Raw genomic sequence first — 26,331 nt, 5'->3', positions numbered from 1 at the left:
GAATTAATCCTGAGGCTTTGGTTTGGCGTTTTCCAGAGCCTCAACCTCTTTTCTATAGCGACCTTCAAGTATGGTCAGTTTACTGATTAAAGATTCAATATCTTTCCTCATCGCTTGGTTAACCTGTGAGTACTGCCAGCCGCTAATGACATTAGATTGACTACCTGATTGTTTGCAATGTTTACTGATCGATAACCAACGTTTTTCCATTGCGTTCGCTTGATTGACTAATGGATCAAGCAACCGTTTCTCTTCATTTATCCTGCTTATCACAACACTGGAAGCCTCCGCTTGGGTTTGCATATGTCGATGAAAGGTGTGATTGTCGCTTTGCCACAGCCCGTGCAGTTCATCAGCGGTGAACTCCTGATATAAGAAAGGCTGGGCTTGGTGCATCTGGAGAAACTGATTGAATCGAGTCGCGTGAAAGTTATATTTCTGATCCAACTCTTGCTGAAGTTTGAGGGCACGATTCCAAGATTCCGCGTCGCAGTGCGCACTATTTACCCCATAAGGTAAAGTGATCAGCAATGCTGCCGCTATAGTTATATTAATACTGTGCCATTTCATTATGATGGTTATGGTGTTTGCAACCTCATAAGTATAGGAAAAGAATCAAGGCGATATGAAAAAGGTCATTATGCTTCTCCTGCTGCTCGTCGGTATAGGCTGTGCTGCGGGTGGTTACTACATCTTCTATTACAAACCTCAGCAAGACGCGTTAGCGATGGAAGGGGTAGAGGAAGAAGAACCAATGACACCGATCCTTCTGGTTGAGGAGGAAGAAGAAGTCGAGCCACCGCCGCCGATTACCGACTACTATGTTAGCCCTCCCAAATTGGGTGTGCGCGAAGCTCCAGATTACTCCGCGTTTGTTGAAAATGTCGTTTATCGAGGTGACAAACTGCATATTCTAGAGAAACGCGATGGGTGGGGAAGGATATCGCCTTATTATGTGTACGAAGAGGGTGGGCCTGAGGTTGCAGAATGGGTGCCGATGGAGGCACTGTTGGAGGTAGCTCCAACGATTACCAAGCAAGAGCGAGTAGAAACGGTGACCACTTACATTGAGGATTCTGATGACTTCAAGCAGCATTTTGAAATGTTCATAAAGACAACAGACAAGCTGCTCAAAGAAGGTACATGTGTACCTGAGGATTTTGAAGAAACTCAAGGTTGGATTCGTTCTGTGACGTTTGAAGGTATCGATGCCTACTTTGTATACTGCGGAGGCTTGAAGCAAGCCAATAAGATCTATTTGGACGTTCAAACCGGGAAGATTTTCTATCGCTAAAACCCATCAAATTTGGAATGTTAGCTTTTAGATTATTTTAGTTGTCTGTTGCCAAGGTTAGATTTACTATCTCGCTGTTGACTATTATCAGGCTCATCAATGCTTCAACGAATTGTTTCATATATTTGGCTTTTTACACTTGCGATGGCTCTGCCAACGCAGGCGTTCGCCTATTTATTGCAAGCTGAACATGAAGCATCTGCACGTCTTAATAACCGAGCGAACGCTCTACTGCCTCTTTCAAACGGCGACTTCCAAGCCCTATTTGATCAAGTAAAGCAAGAGCCTCAATCTAAGCCTGTTACCAAAGCTGATTTTTCTCAAGATTGGTTAGCCATCATCAATGCTAATCGCTGGCTGAATGTCACCCGATACCTTGATGATGGTGAGTCCTCCTCAAATGTAGATTTACCTAGCTTTGAACCTGCAGCGATAGCGTTGTTTAGGCTGTATAAACTGCCTAAAACAGACTCAGGTTTAGGCGCTGCATCACGTTACCATTCTCCTTATCGCATTTCCGGCTGGAAAGAGACCAATGTGCTTTATGTCGCTCTCAACGGCCATTACTCCGCTATTTCCTAACTTACATACCGAAGCTTTAGCCTTCACCGTTTATCCCTAGGTACAGTTCCTAGCAAAGTTAAGAAATATTATGAATAAAAATCCTATAAAGCAGGCGAAACCCGCACGCCTGATGAACCACTATTCTGCGTGGAAATACGTGGTTCTTATCGCGACAGTGGTGATGCTTGCCCTGAGCGCAATTCCAACTTGGTATGGAGAAAAACCTTCCATTCAAGTCACAACGTCACAAGTTGAACAGAGCGGCATTCTAAATAATGTCACTGAGCTCAACCAATATCTCGAACAACGCGATATTCAAGTGAACGAAATCGAGCAGGTTGGCAACAAAACAACGCTCGTGTTTGAGAACGAAACCGAGCAAACCCAAGCACGTCAGGCGCTAGATAAGCTATTAGGGAAAGAAGACTCGATTACCTTTTCTTATGTCTCCGTCGCGCCTAAGTGGCTAGGTGATATGGGTTTTAGTCCTATCAAGCTAGGTTTGGACTTACGTGGTGGTGTGCAGTTTTTGCTCAATGTTGATATTGACAAGGCATTTGAAGACCAACGTAACAGCTTAGTTGATGAAGTGAGAGACTTCTTGCGTCAGGAGAGACTGCGCGGTATTCAAATTTCTTCGGTTGGTTCTGAAGCTTTTGATGTTAAAACTGACTCTGATGACTCTGATGACTCGCTTACTCAAGTTAATACCTTTCTTAAGCAAAACTACCCGAACTGGGATGTGAAGCGTCATTCGGATTACCTTGCTGTTAAGCCTACGCTAGCAAGCAAGTCTGAGTTTCAATCTGTCACTATCAAGCAAAACTTGAAGATCATGCGTGATCGCATTGAAGAGTTGGGCATTACGGAAGCTTTAGTTCAACGTCAGGGTGAGCACAGCATTCGTATTGAGTTACCTGGTGTGCAAGATCCTTCACTGGCAAAGAACGTGATTGGTGCAACGGCGACTTTGGCGTTTCATGAATCACGCACTCCGTCAGAAGGTAAAGCCTATGGCGATGTGGTATTGAAAGACAACGATGGTCGTGACGTTACTTTAGCAAAACGTCCTGTCCTAACCGGTGAGCACATTATTAATGCGCGTGCTGGCGTCGATAAAATGGGATTCTCTGAGGTAAACATCTCTCTTGACCATGCTGGTGGCAAGATCATGAGTGATTTCTCAGGAGGCCATATCGGTAAACCGATGGCAACCGTGTATCGCGAGTATACGACTAACGCTAAGGGTGAAACTGAACGTAGCGAACGAGTCATCAGTGTCGCAACCATTCAATCTCAACTAGGTAGTCAGTTCCGCATCACAGGTGCAGGTTCAATGGAAGACGCGCAAAACCTTGCACTGTTGCTTCGCGCTGGCTCGTTGACCGCGCCAGTGACAATTGTAGAAGAGCGCACTATTGGCGCTTCATTGGGTGCTGAAAACATTCAAAATGGTTTTGCCGCTCTTGCGCTTGGCTTAGCGATGACATTGACCTTTATGGCGCTCTGGTATCGCCGGTTAGGCTGGGTAGCGAACGTCGCGCTTATGGTTAACATGGTGAGTTTGCTTGGTTTGATTGCACTTCTTCCAGGCGCCGTCCTGACTCTACCTGGTATCGCTGGTTTAGTTTTAACGGTCGGTATGGCGGTAGACACCAACGTACTGATATTCGAGCGTATCAAGGACAAACTCGCTGAGGGGCGTACATTCGCTCAGTCGATTGACCTTGGGTTTGGTAGTGCATTGAGCACCATCCTCGATGCCAACATTACAACCATGATCACTGCTGTCGTTCTTTACTCGATTGGTAATGGTCCAATACAAGGCTTTGCTTTAACTCTAGGTTTGGGTCTGTTGACCAGTATGTTTAGTGGTGTTTTCGCATCACGTGCAATTATCAATTTGGTATGGGGACGCGATGCGCGTCGTGATGTGAGGGTGTAATCATGGTTGAATTTTTTAAACAGCATATTCGTCGAATTCGCTACATTACTAATTTCGTATCATTCGCGTTAATGGTCGTCTCTCTCGTTGCGTTGGGGATAAATGGCTTAAATATGGGGCTCGACTTTACCGGCGGTATGGTCACTGAAGTCAAAGTAGACAACAATGTTACCCATGAACAACTTGTTGACGCTCTGCAACCAGAACTAGGTCAGTTCACTAATGTGACTCACTCAGACCAAGATGGTCGATGGGTGATTCGTTACCCAATTCCTGAGCAAGGCGAACAGTCAGCGGACTTGGTTAAAACGCTCTCGCCAATTTCTCACCAAGTGGATGTGATCAGCAATAGCATGGTGGGCTCTCAAGTAGGGCAAGATTTAGTCGATCAAGGCGGTTTAGCGCTGATGATCTCTATGCTGTGTATCTTAGGTTATCTGTGTTTCCGCTTTGAGTGGCGATTGGCAAGCGGCTCTTTATTAGCATTGCTTCACGATGTGGTGCTTGTGTTGGGCTTTTTTGCAGCAACGCAAATGGAGTTTAACTTGACCGTGTTTGCGGCAATACTGGCGATTCTTGGTTACTCGCTTAATGACTCGATCATTATTGCCGATCGGATTCGTGAGTTGCTTGTTGCCAAACAGTCATTGCCAACCGAAGAGATCAACGACCAAGCCGTTATGGCGACCTTCTCGCGAACTATGGTGACTTCGGGTACCACGTTAATGACGGTATCGGCATTGTGGATTATGGGCGGCAGCGCGCTGCAAGGTTTCGCTATTGCGATGTTCATCGGTATTCTGTCAGGCACCTGGTCTTCGATCTCCATGGGTACGGTGCTGCCAGAATGGCTAAAACTTGAGCCCAAGCACTACCTTCCTGTCGAGATTGACAACGCGCCATAAAGCGGTGAGTTATACGAAAGGCCCTGAGCGATACGTCTCAGGGCCTTTTTGTTTCTAGCGATATCACCTAGCGTAAAGCTTGTTTTGGCTGCCTTTTAACGACACCTAGAATAATTTATGCACTCACAGAGAGATAAATCGCAGTGGTTAGAATGAATTGTCATGACTTTGCCCAGATTCTTGTGAAGCGGCTATCAGATCTGATCGAAACAAAACTCAGAGAACAAATTTTCCAATGATTATGTATTCACTATTCTGGGAAAATTACATTATTTAATGAGTTCGAGTTTAAACAAATAATAAAAATCTGGATATTTAATCGGGTAGTGACTAAATATCCTTGTTTTCGCCATCTTATAGTAAAAGTAGTTCTTGATTCTAGTCACAATTAACAGCAAATAATTCACTTACTATCATGTCACTTTAATTCCAATAACTAAAAACTAACCCAAGATAAAATAACTATCTAGCGTGAAATAGAAGGATAAAAACCGACATGAGTGGCGCAATCATTAAAGTTTCAAGAAACACCGAAAATGCACCTGTTTCTGAGCTGTCTACGCAAAGCGTAGCATTCTCTCACTACAATAATATCTCTGCGCAGTTACCCCTAGACCCTGCTACTGGGCAGGTTGTTGTAGGTGATGTAAAAGAGCAAGCGAAACAGTGTCTAAACAATATTAAGGCGATTGTTGAAAGTATTGATCACGTCATGGACGACGTTGTACGTATTAATGTTCACCTAAAGAACATTGCAGACATGGAAGCAGTGGACGAAGTATATGAGACTTTCTTCCCGAACCTCATTCCAACTCGTACCACTGTGGCTGTGAATGCTCTACCACACGGTGATGCTTTGGTTCAAATGGACGCGCTAATTTCAAATGGCGAAGGTACAGCTCCTCAGGAGCCTTGTGCGCTTATCAAGCTATCAAGAAACACTGAGCAAGCCCCCGTCAGTGCAGTATCTACACAAACCGTTGCATTCTCGCACTACAACAATATCTCAGCTCAGCTGCCAATTGATGCGGAAACAGGCAAGCTAATTGAAGGTGGCGTTCAAGAGCAGACGGCTCAATGTTTGAAGAACATCAAAGCCATCATGGAGAGCATTGATGTCCCATTTGATGACATTGTAAAAGTGAACGTGTATCTGAAAGATCTAGCGGATATGAAAGAGGTCGATACGGCATACACGACTTTCTTCCCAGATTCGTCTATCGCACGCACTGTCGGTTATATGCCAGCACGTACTTTTGTTTCTGTGGCAGACCTTCCTATGGGTGCGAAAGTTCAGTTAGATGCCGTGGTTTCTCACGGTGATGGTACGCCACCACAAGAAGTGGAAGATAGACACGGTATTGTGATTCGAGCACATAACACAGAAAATGCGCCAGTTAATCCACTTCACTCTCAGACAGTGGCATTTTCTCACTACAACCACATTGCAGCGCAGCTGCCCATGAAAGCAGGCGCGAGCCAATTGGTTGCTGGTGGAGCAAAAGAGCAGGCTCAACAGTGTCTCGACAACATTAAAGCGATTGTTGAAAGCATCAATCACGTGATGGATGATATTGTTAAAGTAAACATTCAACTGCGTGATTTGGCTGATCTAGAGGCCGTAAATGAAATTTACAAGACGTACTTTGAACGTGAACTGCCAGCGCGCACCGTTGTTGGTGTCGCTGAAATCGCGATGGACGCACTGGTACAGATTGATGTGGTTGTTTCGAATGGCGAAGGCACACCGCCAAACGCATAATATCAATCAATTTTAAATAATGTGAAGAGGCTGACTGATTTAGTTAGCCTCTTTCTTATAATAACTGGATAATTATCCGAAATATTGGATAGTGTTTATTTTAGTTATTGTATTTGTAAAATATAAAGTTATTTTCGTTAAAATAAAGCCTGCGCATAGGCAGGCTTAGAATATATTTAGGTACTAAATTAGTGAGGGCGTTTAGGTCCATTGCGAACCAAGTCTTGTCCAGTTTGGAATACTTCCTCTGTCACCCAACGACCTAACACAAGTTGGTGCTTATCATCTAATACTGCAACAAATCGGCGTCCGTCACTGTTGTTGGTTGCGAGTACTACGCCAGCTGCATTACTCAGCCCAAGTACACCACTCTCTACAGCGATTAGGAAAGCCTCCAGTTCTGTTAAGTCTGCGATAATTCTGTCGTCATTAATCATTGGTCTATCTCGTTACATTTCTTACTTTTAGCCAAGCATATAATAAAAAGCAGTGGCTCAATTATTGGCGCTACTCTAACGATCATAGTGGCAAAAATCTATAGCTGCACGCCGTTAGCGTTGAGGGATTGTCCATTTAATCCACTTTACGACCGTTTACTCTCGATTTCTTCCATTCGTCGCATAGTGCTGCCGACTTTTATTGGCGTGGTTATTCTTTCATCATCAAAACAGGCAAGGGATTATTCAGATGAAAACAGTAACGTTAGCGAGCTTATTTAGTATTGGGTTAGTTGTTGCGACACAAGTCGTCGCGGCGCCGAGTGAGGAGCTGATTGCTCAATACAATCTTGCAGCAGAAGGCGATGAAGACAAGGTGGAACTTGTTCATCAGCAGTTAGAGACTCAAATTGCTACCGATGGCGCTGACCCATTGAGTTTGGTGTACTTAGGAAGCACTCAGACCCTTATGGGGCGAGATGCTTTTATGCCGTGGAACAAAATGAAGTACACAGAGCAAGGGTTAGCGACCATCAGTAAGGGGTTGGATCTACTGAGTAGTCAAACAACACCACTAGAACAACAAGAATACCGCCAAGGGTTGCCTGAATCGCTGCTTGCGCGAGCAATCGCGGGGGCTACATTTACCTCTCTACCTGACATGTTCAACCACTTTGAGCGTGGCTATGACCTATTTCTCGATTTGTTAGCCGATGAGTCGTTTAAGCAACAGCACTATGATGCGATCTCTTGGGTTTATATCTATGCCATTCAAGCGGCACTTCGAGCAGAGGATAAGACTCAAGCTAAACAGTGGGTCTCTGAAATGCAAGCTAGAAACCCGAATCACCCTATGACAGTTCAAGCTAAAGCGATTCTAGATTCTGCAGCTTAAGGAGGCGTTATGATTGAGTTTAAGCAGATTAGCAAAACCTATCGAATTGGCCAGCAGCAGGTACATGCATTAAATCAGGTCAGTGGTGTGATTAGCAAAGGTGAGATGGTGGCTCTATGCGGGCCGTCAGGTTCGGGCAAGAGTACGCTCCTCAACATATTAGGCTTACTTGATATGGACTACCAAGGTTCTATTGAATTATCTGGTCTTGCTTATCCAAGAGAAGCCATTAAGGCGGCTCATATGCGCCGTAACCAACTTGGCTTCGTGTTTCAAAAGTTTAATTTAATTCCTGTTATGACTGCGTGGGAAAATGTGGCCTATCCACTGATGTTAAATGGCTTTTCTTTGCAAGAGCAAAAACAAAAAGCGTTTGAAATCTTGGAAAAGGTTGGCCTTAAAGAGTTTGCTGAGCACTGCCCAGATAACCTTTCAGGAGGACAGCAACAGCGGGTTGCTATCGCGAGAGCCCTCGTGCACAAACCGCAAATGGTGATTGCAGATGAACCTACCGCAAGTTTAGACAGCCACACTGCCTCGGTGGTGATTGAACTGATGAAAGGCCTAGGGCACGAGTTGGGTACTACTTTTATTGTTGCGACACACGACCCTCGTATGGCTCTGCAATGTGACCGAAGCATTGACCTGTTAGACGGTACTATCAACAAGGAGGCAATGAAATGGGCAAGCTAATTCCACCATCATGGCGTATCGCGTTTCTTAATTTGCAGCGAAACAAACGTCGTAGTGTGCTATCTGTTCTGATCATTGCGATCGCTATTTTTGCTCTAACTTCAGCGGGTGGCTTTGGGCTGTATACCTATGATTCTTTGAAAGAGTCGACGGCCAGAGATACAGGTCATTTGACTATCAGCCAGCCTGACTTCTTCGAAAAAGATGAAGAGATGCCACTGGCAAATGGTCTATCAGATGGTACTCAAATCACCCAGCAATTGATTGCCAACGATAAAGTGCGTGGCGTTCAGCCTAGAATCGAGTTTACTGGTCTTGTCTCCAACGGGAGTAAATCGACCATCTTTGTTGGCACAGGCGTCAATGAGCGTGAGTTTGATATGAAAGGACCGTTTTTGGATGTTCGCCAAGGTAAGACACTGTCGAGCATTCAATCCTCTCGTTACGACCCAAGTGAGCCAGAAGTCATGCTTGGCGTAGATTTAGCGCGCAACCTAAACGTTAGCATCGGAGATTGGGTTACATTGCTGGCGACAACCAGCGATGGCGCGCTAAATGCCTATGACTACAAAGTTCGCGGCATCTATTCAACGGGTGTGCCTGAACTGGATAAGCGCCAGCTCTACATTCATATCAAGTCTGCTCAGGAGCTTTTAGGTAGTGACAAGGTCAGCACATTATCCGTGTTCCTATTTGATACTGAGCAAACGATGCCGATGAAGCTTTGGGTTGAGCAGCAGCTGGCAGACATGTCTCTCGCGGAGCCAGTTGAAGTGACGCCATGGCAAGAGCGCGCATTCTTCTATACCAAAGTTAAAGACCTGTATGACCGAATTTTCGGCATTATGGGCGCTGTGATGGCGTTGGTGGTATTTGTCGCATTGTTTAACACTATGACGATGTCGGTCACTGAACGCACACGAGAAATAGGCACTCTGTCGGCACTGGGGACATACCCAAGAGAGATTGTGTCTGGCTTTGTGCGTGAATCGGCCTTACTGGCACTGATTGGCTCGTTCATTGGAGGCGTCATCAGCCTGTTAGTGAGTCTATTGCTTATGGTTGTGGATGTGCAAATGCCACCCCCTCCAGGCCGAACAGAAGGTTACCCACTTAATATCTACTTTTCACCAGAACTACTCTCTATGACAGCCGTGGGCGTGTTGCTCATATGTGTTGTGGCAGCTTGGTTATCTGCATCGAAAGGGGTTAAGAAGCCAATAACGGAGGCGTTGATTTATGTTTAGTTTGATTAAGAAGATAGTTGTAGCGTCAGTGCTTATCGCCAGTGCTTCGAGTGTAATGGCGAAAGATGTCGCGACCATGGTTAAGAATGCCGATCAGTACCGCCTTGATACCGATGCCGCCAAAGTGGTGTCACTGGTCAGTCTGTTTGAAAATGGAGAGTTGGATAAAACGCGTGAGTACAATGTTTACACTCGTACAAATCGAGAGTCTCTAGTGCTGTTTAAATCCCAAGTTGAAGCTGGGCAAAAAATGCTGATGTTAGGGGACAACTACTGGCTAGTGATGCCGAAAAGCCGACGTCCAATCCGTATTACGCCGATGCAGAAGCTATTGGGTGAGGCGTCAGTCGGGGATATTTCAACCCTGACTTGGAGCGAAGATTACCATGCAACGTTTGTAAAACCGGAACAACTGGATGTAAACGGTGATTCCTTACTGGTTAACCACCTACGTTTAAGAGCGACTACCAAAGGGGCGAGCTATTCGAAAATTGAATTGTGGTTGGATGAAAGCAATGATTTCCCAATCAAAGCTGACCTTTATCTCCGCTCGGGTAAGCTCGCGAAACAAGCCTGGTTTACCCAAGGTGAACGTGATGGATTGCAGCGAGTTGTTGCCATGACGCTGCTTGATCAAATTCAGCCTGCGAAAAAGACCGTGATTGAATATCAGCAAATCACGCCAGTGGAACTAGAAGACAAATACTACAACCCTGCCTATTTAACTCGTAATGCGTTGTCGGAGTTATAAAATGAAATATAGCCTTGCGTTAACTTGCTTGATGGTATTGGCGGCGCCGGTAATGGCGAGCGAAGTGAGTTTTGACTGGGATTACACTCTCAGTGGCAGTACCGCGCAGCATCGAGATTCCTCTTTGCTAGGTAAGTCGAGTGACAGCAGCAGCGAAACGGTAGATGCGCTTATCGACTTACAACTAGAAGGCTATGGATTCACGGGCCTGATAGCGGCAAAAGGCACTCATGTTTATAGCTCAGATTCGTCTGAGTCATATGATGGCGAGTTGATAGTCCAAGAGCTGTTTTGGCAAGGCAGTAGAGAGTTTTTTAAAACTCCAATTGATATAACGTTAGGGAAAGTGCGCCTCGATTGGGGGGTAGGTTACGGCTATCGGCCACTAGATGTGTTTAAGCCTTACCGGAGAAACCCTGTTGGAATTCAAGTCGAAGAGGGAACGGGCGTCGCTATGGCGTCTTACTTTGATATGTCAGGTGAGTGGAGCCTCGTTTACAGTGTCTCTTCATGGACGCAACAAGAAGGTAGCCAGTTAGAAGAGTCTTCTGAACAGCGAGGTATTGGCGTAAGGCGATATGTTCTGTCGGGAGACAGTGAATGGCAAGGATTGGCTTACTATGATGACGTTCGTCAAGGTTTACTCGGCGGCTCATTTGTTACCGTTCTGAGTGACGCATGGTCACTGCATAGCTCAGCACTCTATCAACGTAAGTACTTAAGCTATATCCAAGGCGAAAATCACCAACCAGTTACCTTGGCAGAGCAAACGGACGCTGTCCAAGCTCTGGTCGGGCTTAATTGGGCAAATGCAGTAGGCAACAACATCATCCTAGAGTATTGGTATGACAGTCGCAGCTGGAGTCAAAGTGAATGGAATAACGCATTCGAGCGCGTGGCTTCTTTATCGAACAATCCCTCACTTAAGCCTTTGGCTTCATCGTACGCACAAGGGCTAAATAATACTAACTTGGTGCAACATAATATGATGTTTCATTGGTCGTTAGACTCTTCGAGTTGGAGCCAATGGTCTTGGTCAAAAGAGTATTTGTGGCTAAACAAACTGACTCCGACGTTTGATCTTCTTTATTCCCCGCAAGATCAGGGAGTGATAGCGACTCAGTGGTTGGATTATCGGGTGTATGACTCAGGCTCTGCGTCATTTTCAGCGGAACTTGCTGCGCGTTTTATGACGGGGGACAGCGAGTCTGTGTATGCAAATTTATCAGATAAGCGTATGATTTTTATTAATCTCAGAGGAAGGTTTTAATGACGGAATCGACAAACTACGCAGCAAATGCATTTAAGAGTTTTGCCTATACCACGATCTTTTGCGCAGTGATTGCTTTTGTCACTCAATCTATTTGGCCAAGTGCCTACCTAGAGCATCTGGCGATCAGTTTAGGCTATGGTTACAGCTCGGTTGTGAGCTCATTGGTGATCAGCCGCTTGTGGCCGAAGCTGTCAAATCAAGTGGTGACCGGGTTGTCGATAGTGGGCGCAATGGTTTTCGGTACGCTGAATGCCTACTGGTGGTTAAATAGTTACGAAAAGTTCTCTGATATCAGCCAACTTAAACCAGTAGCAATTCTTGGGTTTATCTTCTCAGCGACATGCTTTTTCTACTTTTACACGCATGAGCAAAAGCTACTGGCACAAAAGGAACTAGAAACAGCTAAACGCATTCAGTCAGAACAAGAGAAAGCCTTAGTTAAGAGCCAGCTTCGTCAACTGCAAAGCCAAATTGAACCGCATTTTCTATTTAATACCCTTGCCAACGTCAATGCGTTAATTAGCCATGACCCAAAAGCCGCGCAGCATATGTTAGGGAAACTGACGGATTTGCTAAGAGGAACGTTACAAAACAGCCGTAAAGAGACTTCGACTTTAAAAGCAGAATTAGACTTGGTTGATGCCTACTTAGCGATACAAAAGATCCGTCTCGATGAACGCTTAAACTATCAGATCACCAACTCGATCAGTGAAGAGGTATTGTTTGCCCCTTTGCTGTTGCAACCTTTGGTTGAAAATGCGATTCAGCACGGTATTGAACCAAAAGTTGATGGGGGCGAGATCTCTATCGAAGTCTCGAAAAAAGAACAGCTTATGGTTATCGAAGTCGAAGATTCTGGTGTAGGGTTTGCTAATGCGCCAAACAGCAGTGGCAATGGTATTGGGTTAGAAAACACCAAAGAGAGAATTGCTACGCTTTATGGTAACCAAGCGAGCTTGAAAATGAAGCAATCTGCCTCTGGTGGTGTGTTGGCGGTGATTCAAATTCCGTTCAATCAATTGACCTCGTAATAGGAAGGATTTAATGACAATCAAGGAAGTTACCGCAGTCATTGCCGATGATGAACCATTGTTGAGATATCACCTTAACAAGATGCTGGCTGAGGTTTGGCCTCAATTAGAAATTGTAGGGCAGGCTAAAAACGGTCAAGAAGCGCTGGAAATGATTGAACAATTCGAGCCTGATCTTGTATTCCTTGATATAAAAATGCCTCAGCTTGATGGTATGTCGGCAGCACGAGCATTGGGTAAAATGAACAGCCCAACCCAAGTCGTGTTTATTACTGCTTATGATGAATATGCACTACAGGCGTTTGAAGCCAATGCTCTTGATTACTTGCTTAAGCCGTTATCCGAGCAGCGCCTAGAGCAATGCGTCGCTAAGGTAAAGCAGCGAATCGAAGGGACGGCAGATCAAAACTCACCAGATATGGCAGCGTTACTTTCGCAAATTCAACAGCTTAGCCATCAAGTGTCCCCGAGCTATTTAAACTGGGTAAGAGCAACCAAAGGGGAGGACATTCACCTTATCTCTACCTCAGACGTGCTCTATTTTAAAGCGGAAGATAAATACGTTTCTGTATTCACTAAAGAAGAAGGCAAAACGGCAGAATATCTGCTTAGGACATCGTTAAAAGAGTTGCTCCAGCAACTCGACCCCGATAACTTTTGGCAGATACATCGTTCAACCATAGTGAACGTTTCAAAAGTCGAGAAGGTAAAGAAAGTCATTACTGGGAAGATGATGGTAGTGATTGGGGAGGATAAGCTCCCTGTCAGTCGAGCGATGCAAAGTCAGTTTACTAGCCTTTGGTGATCTCGTTTAAAATTTACTTATTCCGTTATAGTGCAAATTGATTCTCAACAGTTATGCTTAAAGCTATCAATACTTCGCTGGAGTGATGTGGATGGCTCAAAACAAACTCTATTATGTTTATGACCCTATGTGTTCGTGGTGCTGGGGTTACAAGCCAGTTTGGCAGCAGATTTGCCAAATTTTAGAGGGCAAAATTGAAATACAGTATGTAGTAGGCGGCTTAGCCCCTGATTCTGATCTCCCCATGCCAGAAGCAATGCAGCGACAGATTGTTTCCTACTGGAGGAAAATTGAGGACTTCCTTGGTACTCAATTTAACTATGAATTCTGGAATACCAACGTCCCTAGACGGTCCACTTATCCTGCTTGCCGAGCGGTGTTAGCTGCGCGTAAGCAAAGCGCAGAGAAACAAATGCTGACCGCAATTCAAACTGCGTATTACCTTGAGGCGAGAAACCCGAGTGACAGCGATGTGCTTATCGATCTTGCTGACAGCATTGGTTTAGATTTAGAACGTTTTGAGTCCGACTTTGGCTCGGTCACCTTGAATGAGGAGTTCATGCGCGAGTTGGATTTTGCTCGTAGCATAGGGGGGAATAGTTTCCCATCGTTGTTTGTGCAAACGGCTGAAGGACTTGTCGAACTTCAAGTGGATTACCAATCAGCACAAACCACCATTAGCCAGATCGAACAATTGATTTAGGCTTGCGATGCAAACAAAGAAACACCGGGTTAATGCCCGGTGTTTTTGGTTAAGGTTCGATTTAACTAGAGTTTAACTGCGATAGATTCGAATGGCTTGAGGTTTATTTCATTGCTAAGCGAATCGATTGAGTGACCGTTGCTGATTAAGGTCTCGACCTGCTGATCAACCAAGTGGTCGGGTAGTTCAACACTAATGGATTCAGCACTGAAGTTACTAAATACCACAATGTGTTCCTCAAGCCCCTTGCGCTCATAGGCGAACAGTTGTGGGTGATCTTCCAGTAGCGGGATGAAATCGCCATAGACAATCACTGGGTGTGCTTTACGCAGCGAGATAAGTTGCTGATAGTGATAGAAGATTGAGTCTTTATCGGCAAGTGCTTTCGCGACATTGATTTCTGTGTAGTTTGGATTGACCTCTATCCACGGAGTACCATTGGTAAAGCCTGCATGATGGTCATCATTCCATTGCATTGGCGTACGCGCATTATCGCGGCCATTTTCATGGATGGCTGTCATCATGTGTTCATGACTCACTCCCGATTCTGTCTTCACCTTGTAGAAATTGACTGTTTCGATATCTTTGTATTGTTCAATGTTTTCAAATGCAACGTTGGTCATGCCAATCTCTTCGCCTTGATAGATGTAAGGCGTGCCTTTCATAAAGTGCAAAGTCGTGGCGAGCATCTTGGCAGATTCAACTCGATATTGCTTGTCACAGCCATATTTCGAGACGACACGTGGGAGGTCGTGGTTGTTCCAAAATAGTGAGTTCCAACCTTGGCTCTTTAGCTCAACCTGCCATTTTGTTAGTACACGCTTAAACTCGTTTAAATCGAGTGGAATAGGGCGCCATTTATCACCGTTTTGCCAAGTCAGCGTGATGTGTTCAAACTGAAATACCATAGAAAGCTCATGCCTTGCAGGATCGCTATACAGTTTAGCAATCTCTGGTGTTGCCCCCCACGTTTCGCCAACCGTGAGCAAGTCTTTGTCACCAAACGTTGCTTGGTTCATTTTCTGCAGCAATGGATGCAGGCGATCACCGTTGCCTGTGATGCTTTTATCGATCTCTTTACCAATAAGGTCGATCACATCTAATCGGAAGCCACCAATCCCTTGCTCGATCCACCAGTTCATCATCTCGAACACTTTGTCGTGGACGTTTGGGTTTTCCCAGTTTAAGTCAGGTTGGCGTTTTGAAAATAGATGGAAATAGTACTGTTGATTCTCTTCATCCCACTGCCACGCGCTGCCACCAAAAATAGAGTCTATCTGGCTTGGTGGAGTGCCGTCTGGATTGGCGTCGCGCCAAATGTAGAACTCTCGATATTCGCTGTTAGGGTTTTGCTTTGCTTCAACAAACCAAGGGTGTTCATCAGAGGTATGGTTGACCACTAAATCCATAACGATGCGAATACCGCGTTGTTTAGCTTGTGCAATCAGCTCGCGCATGTCCTCCATGGAGCCAAACTCAGGTGCGATAGCTTGATAATCTGAAATATCGTAGCCGTTGTCGTCCATCGGTGACTGATAAACAGGAGATAGCCAAATAACGTCAATACCGAGTTTATCTAGATAGTCGAGTTTGCTGATGATGCCTTGAAGGTCACCAATACCATCGTTGTTTGAATCACAAAAGCTGCGTGGATAGATCTGATAGACCACACTGTCATGCCACCAACGTTTTTCCATTTTCTAAGCCCTAACTGAACTGATTAACTGACCAGACTATAGCGAACTAATCCAGGTAAAAATAATTGATTGTTTGAATTGCCCTATAGAAAAAATCAATACCACACGCTAGGCTTTAGTCTTCAGAAAACGGATGCGTGAAAGTATGGATAAGCAATATCGTTATTTTTATGAAGTTGCGCGACAGGGCAGCATAAAAGCCGCTGCTGATAAGCTCTTTATTAGTCAGCCTTCCTTGACGACGGCAATTAAAAAGTTAGAAGAGCAGCTGGGAGCCGACTTGTTCGTCAGAAAGTCAAAAGGTGTTGAGCTTACAGAATATGGTTGGGTGTACTTTCGCTATGTTCAGGAAGTGCAAGAAAAGCACATCCAGATGATGCATCAAATGTCGGATATGAAGCTTAGAAGTGGTGGTAAGGTTAAGCTGGGCATTGGAGAGGCTTGGTGGCAGTGCTTTGGCGCTGAAGCGGTGCAGCAGTTCACAAAACAGTTTCCTAACAGTTCAATGCATATCGAATTTGGCAACGGTTTGTCTATGCTGCATCATCTGATTAACGATGATATTGACCTGTTTGTTGGTCATGAGATTATCGGTATAAACTCACGTCATCGTGTTCGTTTTATTCCGCTTTTTCAAGAACGAGAAGCTTGGTATGTGCGTCCAGAGCATCCCTTGAGGGGCGAAGCCAATATCGTGGAGAAAGCCAGAGACTATCCGCTGGTTAAGGTGACACCTGATCACGCTCGCCATGGCGATGTACTTACGGAAGAGGGAGCGGAGTTGTTTACTTCTGCCGCGCAAAATACCCAAGTCACGTATGAGCTAGATTCGCTTTCGGCCAGTATTGATATGGTTAAAATGAGCAACGCGATTATGCCTTATACCTCTGAGATGGAGGCGCTTTTTGTTAACCAAGGTTTGGCCCTGTTATGGCTAAACAATAAGCAGCTTGGTCAGGTAGGGATTTACACTAAAGTCGGTGACTTCACCAAACCGACCCAAGCCTTAATTGATCTGATCATAAAAAAAGCCGAGAGCTAAACTCTCGGCAAAAGGACTGAACAAGTTAAAAGAAGAAAGTAAGTCGTTATTATTTAATGATCTGCTTTGCTGCCGTATCAAGGGCTTGTTTTACGGTTTGTTTTCCTTGCATCGCGTTGTCAATTGCTGCCCCTTCGGCAAACCAGTAAGCAGTCATCTGCGGAATGTTAGGCATGATCTCGCCATTTTCAGCGTTGGTCATGGTTGCTTTGATTCGCTGATCGCTTTCTAGGATTTTCTGGAAGCTTTTTAGTGTGACGGCACCAAGCGGTTTGTCGTCATTCATGATTTTTAACGAGTCATCAACGAACAGGTAGTTTTCCAATAGTTCTACGGCTAAATCTTCATTTGGGCTCCCAGCATTAATACCTGCACTGAGGACGCCGACAAACGGATTGCCCTTACCGCCATTTAGGGTTGGAAGCTCGGCCACGCCATAGTTAAGCCCCATTTTATCTAGGTTGCCCCAAGACCAAGGGCCATTAATCGTCATAGCAACTTCACCTTTGCTAAAGGCAGCTTCGGACACTGAGTAATCCATATCGGGATTGACGACGCCTTGGTTCACCATGTCGACAAGAAACTGAAGTCCCTTAATACCCGCTTCATTATTCACGCCGGTTTTTGCGCCATTATAGCCGCCTTCGATCTTTTCAAATGCGTACGCGCCGCCCGACGAAATCATTGGCCAAGTAAAGTAGGCGTTCTTTACGTCCCACATAATGGCTTGTTTACCTTGCTCTGCCATGTTTTTGTGAATAGCGGTGAGCTCTTCCCATGTTTTTGGCGGCTCAGGCAATAAGTCTTTGTTGTAGATAAGCGAAGGTGTCTCAATGGCGATTGGGTAACCCATAATCTTGCCGTTAACCGTGACCGCATCCCAACTGAAATCGATGAGTTTGTTTTTAAATTCTTGGCTAGGATTGAGCTCCTTTAGAAGGCCAGCCTCTGCATAGCCACCGAATCGGTCATGTGCCCAAATGATAATATCTGGCCCCATTCCTTTCGCGGCGACTTTTTCAAATCGTTCTTCTAAAGATTCAGGGTGCTGAACAATGACTTTAACGCCAGTATCTTGTTCAAACTGTTTACCAATTTCAGCTAAACCTTCATAGCTTTTATCACCATTGATCCAAATCGTGATTTCACCTTCGGTCATTGCCACAACAGGGTTAGAAGCCAATACTGCCAGAGTACAAATAGAAAGAGGTTTCAGGAACTTGTTCATCACTATCAATCCATGTCATTAACTTTAAGACAAGGCTACCTTTCCTCCAGTTAATGGGAAAATAGATTATCGAGAGTTAAGTATAGGAAAAAGCTATATCAAACGGTAAAGATGTGCTTGTGTTCAAAGAAATCGGCGCATCAAAGAAAATGCGCCGCTGGTTTTATCCTTGATAGTGTGAAGTTAGGAGATTACTCCTCTTTTAACAGCAAAAGTGCCGAGCGAGGTGGCATTGAAAGGTTTAATAGCCCGTTAGAGGCGTAAGATACCTCACCACAGAGTTGTCCATTGAAAGTACCTGAGTGTATATCAGCTCGCCAGACTGGCAGTTGGCGGTGGACTGTTTTCTCGCACAAGTTGAAGGCACAGAGCATGGTATTGCCGCCTAGTTTACGTGCAAAAACAAAACAGTCTTCATCGTGATGGACGGGAATATAGTCACCTTTCTGTAGGGCCGGGTTGGCTTTCCTTAGAGCAATCAACTGCGTAAACCAGTCAAGATACTCAGAGTTATCCTCCTGTTCCCAAGGCATTGTGCGGCGATTGTCAGGGTCATGGCTCCCCACCATACCGAGTTCTGTGCCATAGTAGATGCAAGGGGTGCCGACGTAACTAAACAGCAGCACACTTGCCAGTTTAAATAGGCGAGGGTCATGTTTAACGAGTTCAAGGAAGCGCGCCGTGTCATGGCTATCTAGCTGGTTTAACTGGGCTAGTTGGTTTTGCCATGGTAGTTTAGCTCTTGCTTCTGCTTGCCAATCGACAAACTCCCCTACGCTGATATCGATAGGGTCAAAGGCAATATCGAGTTTGGCTAATAAAGCTCTTACTGGATGGGCAAAGCCGTAGTAGTTCATTGCGCCATCTTCTTGATCGCCCTGCAACCACTGTGTCGCTTCAAAGAAGTGTTCTCCGAGTACATAGCAATCTGGATTCACTTGCTTAGCTGAATCTCTAAATGCTTTGACATAGTGGGCATTATTTGTCGCGCCTTCACCCTCACCAAGCATATGAATCACATCAAAGCGCCACGCATCGATTTGATAAGGCGGCCTTAACCAGTGTTTGATGACGGCTTCATCGCTGGCGTAGATATAGTCTTTCACCTGCTGGTTTTCAAAGTTCAGTACAGGGAGTGATTGAATTCCCTTCCAGCTGACGTAGTCTTGGCTATCACCATTAAAGAAATAGTAATCCCGATACGGAGAATCCGGTGATTGATAGGCGCCAAGGCTATCCTGTAACCCTTGTAAATTAAACCACGGATGCTCTGTTGACGTATGGTTAAACACCGCATCGAGCATGATTTTCATCTCTCTATCTCGCAGTTGCTGGCAAAGGCTGGCAAAGTACTCATTGCTGCCTAAATGGGGGTCAACTTGCAGGTAATCAGAGGTATCGTACTTGTGGTTACTTGGCGCAGTGAAAATTGGGTTTAAGTAGAGCGCAGTTACCCCAAGGTTTTGCAAATAGTCGAGTTTATCTTCAACGCCGTATAAGTCCCCGCCGTAGAACTCGCAACCCGCGTTTCCGCTTTCGGTATCTATGGGGTCACCCCATTGCTTAGCCACGACCGATTTTGTCCCGCCGGAGACTAAGTATTCTCCCTCTTTAACGCTGATTTCAGGTTTGCCATTGCAAAAACGGTCAGGGAAGATCTGATAGAAAACCTGCTCTTGCACCCAGTTCGGCGGTTGGTGGTGTGCATTGTATTTAAAGTGAGTCTCTTTTGGTGAAACTCGCTTTGAGACTCCTTTGGCATCAAGCCAGTATTGCCCGCACTCAGTCAAAAGCTTGAAAGTGTAGTGCGAGACATCTCGGTCATTGTTGAGAGGGAAACTCGCTTGCCAGTACGTTAAGTGTTCAGTGGTTTTGCTTAACGTCATCCCGACCAAGTATTCTTCATTATCTGGCTCATGGCGCAGCAAGACTTTGGTAAAGTTGACGGCTTTCTCGGTGGCTAAGGTGACGTTGAGTTTATTGTCTTCGCGTGTTAGCCAGTCAACAGATTGTCCGTGATAGATAAATGGTAGTGACTTCATCTTAACCTCTCAACTGCTTGAGATTATCTAAACATAGGAAATGGGTTGCCAATGGAGCAAGATCTAATTCGATCCTTGCACCGTTTTCGTCTACCTTGAGGCGATACGTTTGCTGATTGAGTTTATCAACTAGGGGATATTGCCCACTGCTTAATTGCCACAGCTCCACAAGGTTATTTGGGATAATAAGCTCGAGTTGCTTCGATTGCTTGTTACTAAAATTGGTGGCGATGATGATGGCTTGCTCATCATCGGAGCGAGCAAACGCATACAGTTTATCCTGCATTTCCGCGAAGTTATCAAAATTGGCGGCGTATAAGTCATGGTAATCGCCACACAGTGCTGAATGGTTTAACGTTAGGTTAAGCAGTGTACTGTAAAAGTTTCTAAGCTCGAGTTCTGATGGTGAAAGAAGGCCGCCATCAAAACGCCCTTCATTCATCCAGCGCTGGTGGGCAGGGACACCAATATAGTCAAAAATTGAAGTTCGTGATGGTTGACCAAACCCTGCCATTTCAGCGCCCGCTTCACCAACCTCTTGACCAAAATAAATCATGGTCGGTGAGGTAGATAAACACGCTGACACCAGCATGGCAGGTTTGCTTTTCTCGCCACTGCCTGCAAACTCAGGTGAAGCCACGCGCTGCTCGTCGTGGTTATCAAGGAAGTGGAGCATATGGTGCTCAATATCGCGCAGCTCATGCTGTATGCGTCCGATCTCTCTGGTCGAGCCCTTGTCCTGAATCACCTCTTTGAGTGAATCATAAAGATCGACTTTGTCGTATAAATAGTCCATCTTGCCCAGCTGAATATAGTCGCGATACAAGTCCGGTTGATACACCTCCGCCATGAGGAAGGCATCTGGGTTAACATGCTTAATCGACGAGTTCATAAAGCTCCAAAACTCGACAGGTACCATTTCTGCCATATCGTAACGGAACCCATCCACACCTTGTCCGAGCCAATACAGGGCGATATCGCGGAACTTAACCCAAGAGTCAGGCACTTCCTTATCTGACCAAAACTCAAGGTGCTCATTGGCAGATTTAAAGCGGTACTCTTCGGGTAGCGTTGCAAAGTCTTTACTGCCGTCGGGTTTTACCCCATAGTTAACTTTGACCGTTTCATACCAATCATCATGATTAGGTTTAGCAAGGCGTGAACCGTTGCCCGTCCATTTTGCGGGAAACTCATAATACGGTTCGACAAGGTCCGGATGTTTTTCACCACCAAGTGGCGGCTCCTCAAGCAGAGTATCGGGCAACTCAAACGCTTGATTGGGGATATAGTAGAAGTTGTTATCTTTGGCGTAAGCGACGCTAGTGTCATCATGGGCACCAAAATCGCTGACGCCTATTGGGTTGTTAAGCCCCTTGTAAACACGCGCAACATGGTTGGGCACAATGTCGATGATGACCTTCATGTCAGCGTTATGCGTTCTTTCAATCAGCGCGGCAAACTCTTGGTTGCGCTCGCTAGGGTTGTCGGCTAAATCGGGATTGACCGAGTAGTAATCTTTTACCGCGTAAGGTGACCCAGCACGCCCTTTGACCACACTCGGGTGATCATTGCTAATGCCTATCTCACTATAGTCACCAATAACAGCATGATGCGGAACACCCGTGTACCAGATATGGGTTATACCAAGTTTTTTAATCTCGACCAGCGCCTTATCTGTAAAATCGCTGAATTTCCCGACACCGTTTTGTTCAATCGTTCCCCATGAAATATTGGTTCGATTGGTGTTGCCAAATAGCCGAGTGAAGACTTGATAAATATTTTGTTTTTTCATTGTGTAGGGTAGCCAATTGTTGTTTTGTCAAAGGCTAAAACAAGCAAGGAAGAGCCAACTCATCCCTTTTTAAACTATAGGGGGCGTAGAAAAGGAAAGTGTGATTTTAGTTAAACAATTTCGCCTGAATTCTAGCAAGTTTCCACCAATATAAAGCTTGGTATTGATAATGTTTATTGCGTTTGGTCTCGCATATTTGCTTAGTAAATGGTTGTATTAAAATAGAATTATTTAGAATGGGAATGAGAAAACTAATCAGGAGTCAGGATGATGATAACAGCTAAACGATGGCGGATTCTCAAAGCCTTTTCTGTAGTTACTTGTACGGCTTTACTTTTATCCCATGCGCAAGCAGATACGCTCAAAGCGCATCATGGAATGTATGAAGCGGGAAAATCTGAAGCGCAAAATATGTTCTTTTATGAACAAAACGGTAAGCAATATCTGTACAGCGCATGGGGCGTTGTCCCGATAGAGGTCAACGATAAAGGGGAGTTTCGTGCGCTAGACACAAATGTTCCTTTATCGGGCTCTTTCTATCATCAAAAAGATGGGGTGTACCAATCCGGAAGATTCCAATACAGCGAATTTAAAAGCTTGTTTGGACGTGCCGATGTCAATAGTCATGAGCTCAACGTTCCTATGTTATTTGACGACTACTGGTGGAGTAACTTGAGTAACGAAACCAGCTGTGAAAATCAAGAGTGGCAAACTGACAGTAATATACGCTATGACCAAAGTGTAATAAAATCGCTTGTTGAACTAAGCCAACAATCAGATTCCCTCTATGCGAATACAGACAGTCTACTGATCGCTAAGGATGGTAAATTAGTCATTGAAAAGTACTTTGGGGGTTGGCAAGCAGACTTTCCTCATACGATACAATCGATCAGTAAAAGTTTAACTTCCCTCGCAGCTGGCTCTGCGATAAAACAAGAGCTGTTCGAAGGCTATCAAACAAAAATAGCAGACCTCATGCCGGCTTATGCCAAGTTTCTTCAACAGGATAAATCCGAGCTGACATTACATCATTTCTTGTCAATGGGCGCTGGCCTCAACTGGGATGAGTGGAGTATCCCTTATGGCAATCCAAACAATGTTCGCTCAATTGAAATGGCAAAAAACGATCCGGTCGAGTTTATTCTAGATCGTGAGCTTGCCGTACAACCTGGCAGCATGTTCCAGTACAACGGTGGTCTAGTGACTGTTGTTGGAGAGATTGTCGCCCAACAGAGCGGAAAGAAAAACTTCGCAGACTATTGGCGCTCTAGCCCTCTTAATATGCTTTGTTTTCAAAACGCTTACATGTCAATGCAGGCTGGTGGTGTGAGTAATGCTGCTGGTGGTGGTTATATGCGACCACGAGACATGCTAAAGGTCGGTCAACTGGTCGCACAAGACGGGGTGTGGCAAGGCGAACGAATTTTGCCTGAAGGTTGGATTGAACGCTCGACACAAAAGTATTTAAAAACCCGTGATAGGGGCGTTAGCTACGGATATTACTGGTGGTTAAGTGATGCTGAAGTAGATGGGAAAACTTACTCTGTTGCTTATGGCTTGGGATATGGTGGACAGATAGTCGCTGTGGTGGATGAACTCAACTTAGTTGTGGCGCGAACGGCGTGGCAAATGAATGGACCGACACCTTATCAAGAAATAATGGAGGACTATATTATTCCTGCATTTACTTCAGTTAAATAAGTTAATAAATTTACGGAAAAATTGGTATAGGCTCACAGATTCACTAATTGTGTGAGCCTTTTATTGTTAGCCATACTGATTAGTTTCTCTTTAATATCAGATACTAACCAAGAGTCTTATAGTGTTTTCTGGTACGAAAGTTCACTTTGACACTTGGAGGAGATTTCCTAAGCTTTATTTGAGTAAAACGTCAGAGGAAAGGAGAACACAATGGCGAAATTCCAACAGGACATCCCTAATCGCGTCACCGTATATCATGATGATATTGACCAAGAAAAAGCGTTAAAGAATGCGATGCTTCCAGAAAAACCAAGGTATTTTAACGGTTCACCGACTTATGAAGCATCGAGTGTGGATGAATTTAAAACCAAGCTCAGCCAAATTGGCATGTCACTCGACGTGTAAAAACAAGTAGAATCACCAAGGCAGCCTAAATGGCTGCCTTTTCGTTGTTTACAATAAATGTAATTTGCCTTCACTGTATCTCAACCCATTTTCCACATCTTGCCCCAGCAAAACAGGGCCATCTAGGTCGACGATTTCTGCACGCGTCGCGATCGGCAATGCCGCTTTCATGGCTACGGACGTGCCTAACATACACCCTACCATGATATCAAAGCCAAGGGAGCGTGCTTGAGCTTCAAGTGCAAATGCCTCAGTGAGCCCGCCAGTTTTATCCAGTTTGATGTTGACCATTTCATAACAGCCCTTTAGTGAAGAGAGGTCTTGTTTGGTATGACAGCTCTCGTCAGCGCAAAGCGGAATTGGATGAGCAATGCCTTGCAATAACTCATCTTGACCCGCAGGAACAGGTTGCTCGATCATGGCGATATCATAGTGAGCGAGACGCTGAAACAGAGACTCCAACTCCATATTCTTCCAAGCTTCATTGGCATCAAGAATGATTCTGCAATTTGGCGCAGCTTGCCTTACAGCTGCAACCCTATGTTCTATGTCTGACTCATCAAGTTTAACCTTGAGTAAGGTAGCCCCTTGTTCTACATACTGTCGAGCTTGTTGCCCCATGATTTCTGCACTGCCGATAGAGACCGTCATTGCCGTTTCTATATTGGGGTTAACGTCGAAGTAAGGTCCGGGAAAGTCGAGTTCATCCATATCGCAAATTAACGCCCACAATGCGCAGTCCAGAGCGTTACGAGCTGCACCAGCAGGAAAGTTTTGCAATTGCAGCTTGGCTTGTACTGGGGTTAAGTGCTTCAGATTCACTTGCCAAGTTTCGATTTGCTCTAGGACGGATTCAACACTTTCCTCATAACGTGGGTAAGGGGTACATTCACCGACACCTTGCCAGTTGCCCAAACCAATCGTCACTCTGACGACGTTACAGTGAGTCCGGGCACCACGAGAGATAACAAACGGAGTGGCAAGCTTAATTGAGTGAGCTTTGGCTTCAATGCGCATCTTAGCCACCTTTAAAGTTGAGCAATATGTTGAGCAATAGAATCAATACCAAAGCGAACCGGGTCTGTCACAGGTACCTTGAATTGCTCTTGCCAATCGGCGCATAAAGCGCGAGCATCCTCTTCACTGATTGCAGAAGTGTTTAAGCTTATGCCGGCAATCTGAACATTGGCATTAGTGAGCTTAGCAGCGGCTAAGTTAGCTGACAGTGTCTCCTCGATTGAAGGGACAGGGCAATGAGGCAGATGGCGAATATGCGGGCGACCGATTTCGTGACAAAGCACCAAAGCATCAGCCTGAGCGCCATGAAGTAACCCCAAACTGACACCTGCAAAAGAAGGATTAAATAGCGAACCTTGGCCTTCGATAATATCCCACTTGTGGTCTGTAAAGTCAGGACTAATCGCTTCTACTGCACCAGAAATAAAATCGGCTACTACGGCATCGACTGAAATGCCTGAGCCTTCAATCAAAATGCCAGTTTGCCCAGTGGCTTTAAAGTGTGCATCTACCGAGCGTTTTTTGAGAGCACTTTCAAGTGCTAGGGCAGTAAACATTTTGCCAACAGAGCAATCGGTGCCCACGGTTAAAAGGCGCTTACCGAGGCGTTTCTTACCATTTCCGACGGCGAGTGATTGGTCAAAGTGGCGTACATCGTGAAGCTGGCATTTGCCTTTCTCTTCAAGCAATTTTAACTGAGGAATATCGGACAGGCGGCTATGCATTCCGGACGCAATGTTGAAGCCCATTTCAGCAGCCTGAATTAACGTCTGTTGCCAACTCTCAGGGATAACGCCACCTGCATTGGCTGTGCCTATAACAAGGGTTTTGACGCCTTGCTCTTTTGCTTGTTGCAACGATAACTCTGGTAAATCTAATGACACGGCTTCTTCGCTTAGCCTCAGTTGCCCTTTACAGGTTTCAGGGCGCCACAAGGCAATGCCACGGGCTGTTTTAGCTGCGATTGGATCAGTGACATCGCCAAGAAAAAGAAGGTAAGGTTGAGCAATTGACATAAGCATCCCTGTTATTGATTGTTTGCAATAACAAGACTTTATCTAGGCGTAGAGTCAGTTTCGAATGCTTATCTATTTGTTGGGTA

Annotated in this window: 24 protein-coding genes; 16 read left to right on the top strand and 8 right to left on the bottom strand. The window is 45.2% G+C overall.

Annotated elements, in window-relative coordinates; all coding sequences use genetic code 11:
• Positions 1-3 precede the first annotated feature (3 nt).
• Positions 4-570 (bottom strand): hypothetical protein, encoded by a 567-nt coding sequence (locus AC6R16_RS02730; protein ID WP_500673518.1) that lies wholly within the window; start codon positions 568-570, stop codon positions 4-6.
• 55 nt (positions 571-625) lie between these two features.
• Here AC6R16_RS02730 and AC6R16_RS02725 point away from each other — a divergent pair, with 55 nt between their 5' ends.
• The 5 genes from AC6R16_RS02725 to AC6R16_RS02705 all read left to right on the top strand — a co-directional run bounded on the left by AC6R16_RS02725 (position 626) and on the right by AC6R16_RS02705 (position 6,470).
• On the top strand, positions 626-1,294 hold the full coding sequence (locus AC6R16_RS02725) for an SH3 domain-containing protein (RefSeq protein ID WP_500673517.1): 669 nt from the start codon (positions 626-628) through the stop codon (positions 1,292-1,294).
• 99 nt (positions 1,295-1,393) lie between these two features.
• Complete coding sequence (locus AC6R16_RS02720; RefSeq protein WP_500673516.1) at positions 1,394-1,876, top strand: hypothetical protein; 483 nt, start codon at positions 1,394-1,396, stop codon at positions 1,874-1,876.
• A 70-nt stretch (positions 1,877-1,946) separates the two neighbouring features.
• Positions 1,947-3,803, top strand: a complete 1,857-nt coding sequence (secD, locus tag AC6R16_RS02715; protein ID WP_500673515.1) for a protein translocase subunit SecD — start codon at positions 1,947-1,949, stop codon at positions 3,801-3,803.
• 2 nt (positions 3,804-3,805) lie between these two features.
• Complete coding sequence (secF, locus tag AC6R16_RS02710) at positions 3,806-4,708, top strand: protein translocase subunit SecF (protein WP_500673514.1); 903 nt, start codon at positions 3,806-3,808, stop codon at positions 4,706-4,708.
• Between the two features lie 496 nt (positions 4,709-5,204).
• Positions 5,205-6,470 carry a Rid family hydrolase gene (locus tag AC6R16_RS02705; RefSeq protein ID WP_500673513.1) on the top strand — a complete coding sequence of 422 codons (1,266 nt, stop codon included), beginning with the start codon at positions 5,205-5,207 and terminating at the stop codon, positions 6,468-6,470.
• Between the two features lie 188 nt (positions 6,471-6,658).
• Here AC6R16_RS02705 and AC6R16_RS02700 read toward each other — a convergent pair whose 3' ends face one another.
• The gene (locus AC6R16_RS02700; RefSeq protein WP_486788170.1) at positions 6,659-6,907 is read right to left on the bottom strand and encodes a hypothetical protein; all 249 of its coding nucleotides are present in this window, start codon (positions 6,905-6,907) and stop codon (positions 6,659-6,661) included.
• A gap of 250 nt (positions 6,908-7,157) precedes the next feature.
• Between AC6R16_RS02700 and AC6R16_RS02695 the strand changes: the two genes are divergently transcribed.
• The 8 genes from AC6R16_RS02695 (at position 7,158) to AC6R16_RS02660 (ending at position 14,305) form a co-directional block, all read left to right on the top strand.
• Positions 7,158-7,802: a hypothetical protein gene (locus tag AC6R16_RS02695; RefSeq protein WP_500641352.1), complete on the top strand. Its 645-nt coding sequence runs from the start codon at positions 7,158-7,160 to the stop codon at positions 7,800-7,802.
• Between the two features lie 9 nt (positions 7,803-7,811).
• Positions 7,812-8,495, top strand: coding sequence for an ABC transporter ATP-binding protein (locus AC6R16_RS02690; RefSeq protein ID WP_500673512.1), 684 nt, complete (start codon positions 7,812-7,814; stop codon positions 8,493-8,495).
• Positions 8,483-9,742 (top strand): ABC transporter permease, encoded by a 1,260-nt coding sequence (locus AC6R16_RS02685; protein ID WP_486796414.1) that lies wholly within the window; start codon positions 8,483-8,485, stop codon positions 9,740-9,742. The genes AC6R16_RS02690 and AC6R16_RS02685 overlap by 13 nt, the downstream gene beginning before the upstream one ends.
• Positions 9,735-10,493: an outer membrane lipoprotein-sorting protein gene (locus AC6R16_RS02680; protein WP_500673511.1), complete on the top strand. Its 759-nt coding sequence runs from the start codon at positions 9,735-9,737 to the stop codon at positions 10,491-10,493. Before AC6R16_RS02685 ends, AC6R16_RS02680 begins: the two co-directional genes overlap by 8 nt.
• Before the next feature lies 1 nt (position 10,494).
• Positions 10,495-11,763 (top strand): hypothetical protein, encoded by a 1,269-nt coding sequence (locus AC6R16_RS02675; protein WP_500673510.1) that lies wholly within the window; start codon positions 10,495-10,497, stop codon positions 11,761-11,763.
• Positions 11,763-12,797 (top strand): sensor histidine kinase, encoded by a 1,035-nt coding sequence (locus tag AC6R16_RS02670; protein ID WP_500673509.1) that lies wholly within the window; start codon positions 11,763-11,765, stop codon positions 12,795-12,797. The genes AC6R16_RS02675 and AC6R16_RS02670 overlap by 1 nt, the downstream gene beginning before the upstream one ends.
• Positions 12,798-12,810: 13 nt before the next feature.
• Positions 12,811-13,602, top strand: a complete 792-nt coding sequence (locus tag AC6R16_RS02665; protein WP_500673508.1) for a LytR/AlgR family response regulator transcription factor — start codon at positions 12,811-12,813, stop codon at positions 13,600-13,602.
• A 91-nt stretch (positions 13,603-13,693) separates the two neighbouring features.
• On the top strand, positions 13,694-14,305 hold the full coding sequence (locus AC6R16_RS02660) for a DsbA family protein (protein WP_004746021.1): 612 nt from the start codon (positions 13,694-13,696) through the stop codon (positions 14,303-14,305).
• A gap of 65 nt (positions 14,306-14,370) precedes the next feature.
• Here AC6R16_RS02660 and AC6R16_RS02655 read toward each other — a convergent pair whose 3' ends face one another.
• Entirely contained in the window at positions 14,371-16,002 is a 1,632-nt protein-coding gene (locus AC6R16_RS02655; protein ID WP_500673507.1) for a glycoside hydrolase family 13 protein, read from the bottom strand.
• Between the two features lie 145 nt (positions 16,003-16,147).
• Between AC6R16_RS02655 and AC6R16_RS02650 the strand changes: the two genes are divergently transcribed.
• Entirely contained in the window at positions 16,148-17,044 is an 897-nt protein-coding gene (locus AC6R16_RS02650; protein WP_500673506.1) for a LysR family transcriptional regulator, read from the top strand.
• 49 nt (positions 17,045-17,093) lie between these two features.
• On the opposite strand, the gene malE is transcribed toward AC6R16_RS02650, so the two are convergent.
• From malE to AC6R16_RS02635, 3 genes are all read right to left on the bottom strand, one after another.
• Positions 17,094-18,272 (bottom strand): maltose/maltodextrin ABC transporter substrate-binding protein MalE, encoded by a 1,179-nt coding sequence (malE, locus tag AC6R16_RS02645; protein ID WP_500673505.1) that lies wholly within the window; start codon positions 18,270-18,272, stop codon positions 17,094-17,096.
• A gap of 191 nt (positions 18,273-18,463) precedes the next feature.
• Positions 18,464-20,314, bottom strand: a complete 1,851-nt coding sequence (gene malZ, locus AC6R16_RS02640) for a maltodextrin glucosidase (protein WP_500673504.1) — start codon at positions 20,312-20,314, stop codon at positions 18,464-18,466.
• A gap of 1 nt (position 20,315) precedes the next feature.
• Positions 20,316-22,106: an alpha-amylase family glycosyl hydrolase gene (locus tag AC6R16_RS02635; RefSeq protein ID WP_500673503.1), complete on the bottom strand. Its 1,791-nt coding sequence runs from the start codon at positions 22,104-22,106 to the stop codon at positions 20,316-20,318.
• 267 nt (positions 22,107-22,373) lie between these two features.
• On the opposite strand from AC6R16_RS02635, the gene AC6R16_RS02630 reads away from it, so the two are divergent.
• On the top strand, positions 22,374-23,807 hold the full coding sequence (locus tag AC6R16_RS02630) for a serine hydrolase domain-containing protein (RefSeq protein ID WP_500673502.1): 1,434 nt from the start codon (positions 22,374-22,376) through the stop codon (positions 23,805-23,807).
• A gap of 210 nt (positions 23,808-24,017) precedes the next feature.
• Positions 24,018-24,212, top strand: a complete 195-nt coding sequence (locus AC6R16_RS02625; RefSeq protein ID WP_004749433.1) for a hypothetical protein — start codon at positions 24,018-24,020, stop codon at positions 24,210-24,212.
• A 48-nt stretch (positions 24,213-24,260) separates the two neighbouring features.
• Here the strand turns inward: AC6R16_RS02625 and dgcA are convergent, their stop codons facing one another.
• Positions 24,261-25,229: an N-acetyl-D-Glu racemase DgcA gene (gene dgcA / locus AC6R16_RS02620; protein WP_500673501.1), complete on the bottom strand. Its 969-nt coding sequence runs from the start codon at positions 25,227-25,229 to the stop codon at positions 24,261-24,263.
• A gap of 11 nt (positions 25,230-25,240) precedes the next feature.
• Positions 25,241-26,245, bottom strand: coding sequence for an N-acetyltransferase DgcN (dgcN, locus tag AC6R16_RS02615; protein WP_500673500.1), 1,005 nt, complete (start codon positions 26,243-26,245; stop codon positions 25,241-25,243).
• Positions 26,246-26,331 lie beyond the last annotated feature (86 nt).

Source organism: Vibrio sp. R10-SG3-ISO10 (genome assembly GCF_059834185.1).
This window is presented reverse-complemented; position numbering and strand designations above follow the sequence as displayed.

What these genes read in the sequence shown, in the direction of transcription:
- AC6R16_RS02705 (WP_500673513.1), top strand. Translation starts at nt 5,205, where the DNA reads ATGAGTGGCGCAATCATTAAAGTTTCAAGAAACACCGAAAATGCACCT.
- AC6R16_RS02665 (WP_500673508.1), top strand. Translation starts at nt 12,811, where the DNA reads ATGACAATCAAGGAAGTTACCGCAGTCATTGCCGATGATGAACCATTG.
- AC6R16_RS02675 (WP_500673510.1), top strand. Translation starts at nt 10,495, where the DNA reads ATGAAATATAGCCTTGCGTTAACTTGCTTGATGGTATTGGCGGCGCCG.
- AC6R16_RS02680 (WP_500673511.1), top strand. Translation starts at nt 9,735, where the DNA reads ATGTTTAGTTTGATTAAGAAGATAGTTGTAGCGTCAGTGCTTATCGCC.
- dgcN (WP_500673500.1), bottom strand. Translation starts at nt 26,245, where the DNA reads ATGTCAATTGCTCAACCTTACCTTCTTTTTCTTGGCGATGTCACTGAT.
- AC6R16_RS02725 (WP_500673517.1), top strand. Translation starts at nt 626, where the DNA reads ATGAAAAAGGTCATTATGCTTCTCCTGCTGCTCGTCGGTATAGGCTGT.
- AC6R16_RS02630 (WP_500673502.1), top strand. Translation starts at nt 22,374, where the DNA reads ATGATGATAACAGCTAAACGATGGCGGATTCTCAAAGCCTTTTCTGTA.
- AC6R16_RS02635 (WP_500673503.1), bottom strand. Translation starts at nt 22,106, where the DNA reads ATGAAAAAACAAAATATTTATCAAGTCTTCACTCGGCTATTTGGCAAC.
- AC6R16_RS02695 (WP_500641352.1), top strand. Translation starts at nt 7,158, where the DNA reads ATGAAAACAGTAACGTTAGCGAGCTTATTTAGTATTGGGTTAGTTGTT.
- dgcA (WP_500673501.1), bottom strand. Translation starts at nt 25,229, where the DNA reads ATGCGCATTGAAGCCAAAGCTCACTCAATTAAGCTTGCCACTCCGTTT.
- AC6R16_RS02650 (WP_500673506.1), top strand. Translation starts at nt 16,148, where the DNA reads ATGGATAAGCAATATCGTTATTTTTATGAAGTTGCGCGACAGGGCAGC.
- AC6R16_RS02700 (WP_486788170.1), bottom strand. Translation starts at nt 6,907, where the DNA reads ATGATTAATGACGACAGAATTATCGCAGACTTAACAGAACTGGAGGCT.
- AC6R16_RS02690 (WP_500673512.1), top strand. Translation starts at nt 7,812, where the DNA reads ATGATTGAGTTTAAGCAGATTAGCAAAACCTATCGAATTGGCCAGCAG.
- secD (WP_500673515.1), top strand. Translation starts at nt 1,947, where the DNA reads ATGAATAAAAATCCTATAAAGCAGGCGAAACCCGCACGCCTGATGAAC.
- AC6R16_RS02685 (WP_486796414.1), top strand. Translation starts at nt 8,483, where the DNA reads ATGGGCAAGCTAATTCCACCATCATGGCGTATCGCGTTTCTTAATTTG.
- malZ (WP_500673504.1), bottom strand. Translation starts at nt 20,314, where the DNA reads ATGAAGTCACTACCATTTATCTATCACGGACAATCTGTTGACTGGCTA.
- AC6R16_RS02625 (WP_004749433.1), top strand. Translation starts at nt 24,018, where the DNA reads ATGGCGAAATTCCAACAGGACATCCCTAATCGCGTCACCGTATATCAT.
- AC6R16_RS02670 (WP_500673509.1), top strand. Translation starts at nt 11,763, where the DNA reads ATGACGGAATCGACAAACTACGCAGCAAATGCATTTAAGAGTTTTGCC.
- AC6R16_RS02720 (WP_500673516.1), top strand. Translation starts at nt 1,394, where the DNA reads ATGCTTCAACGAATTGTTTCATATATTTGGCTTTTTACACTTGCGATG.
- malE (WP_500673505.1), bottom strand. Translation starts at nt 18,272, where the DNA reads ATGAACAAGTTCCTGAAACCTCTTTCTATTTGTACTCTGGCAGTATTG.
- AC6R16_RS02655 (WP_500673507.1), bottom strand. Translation starts at nt 16,002, where the DNA reads ATGGAAAAACGTTGGTGGCATGACAGTGTGGTCTATCAGATCTATCCA.
- AC6R16_RS02660 (WP_004746021.1), top strand. Translation starts at nt 13,694, where the DNA reads ATGGCTCAAAACAAACTCTATTATGTTTATGACCCTATGTGTTCGTGG.
- AC6R16_RS02730 (WP_500673518.1), bottom strand. Translation starts at nt 570, where the DNA reads ATGAAATGGCACAGTATTAATATAACTATAGCGGCAGCATTGCTGATC.
- secF (WP_500673514.1), top strand. Translation starts at nt 3,806, where the DNA reads ATGGTTGAATTTTTTAAACAGCATATTCGTCGAATTCGCTACATTACT.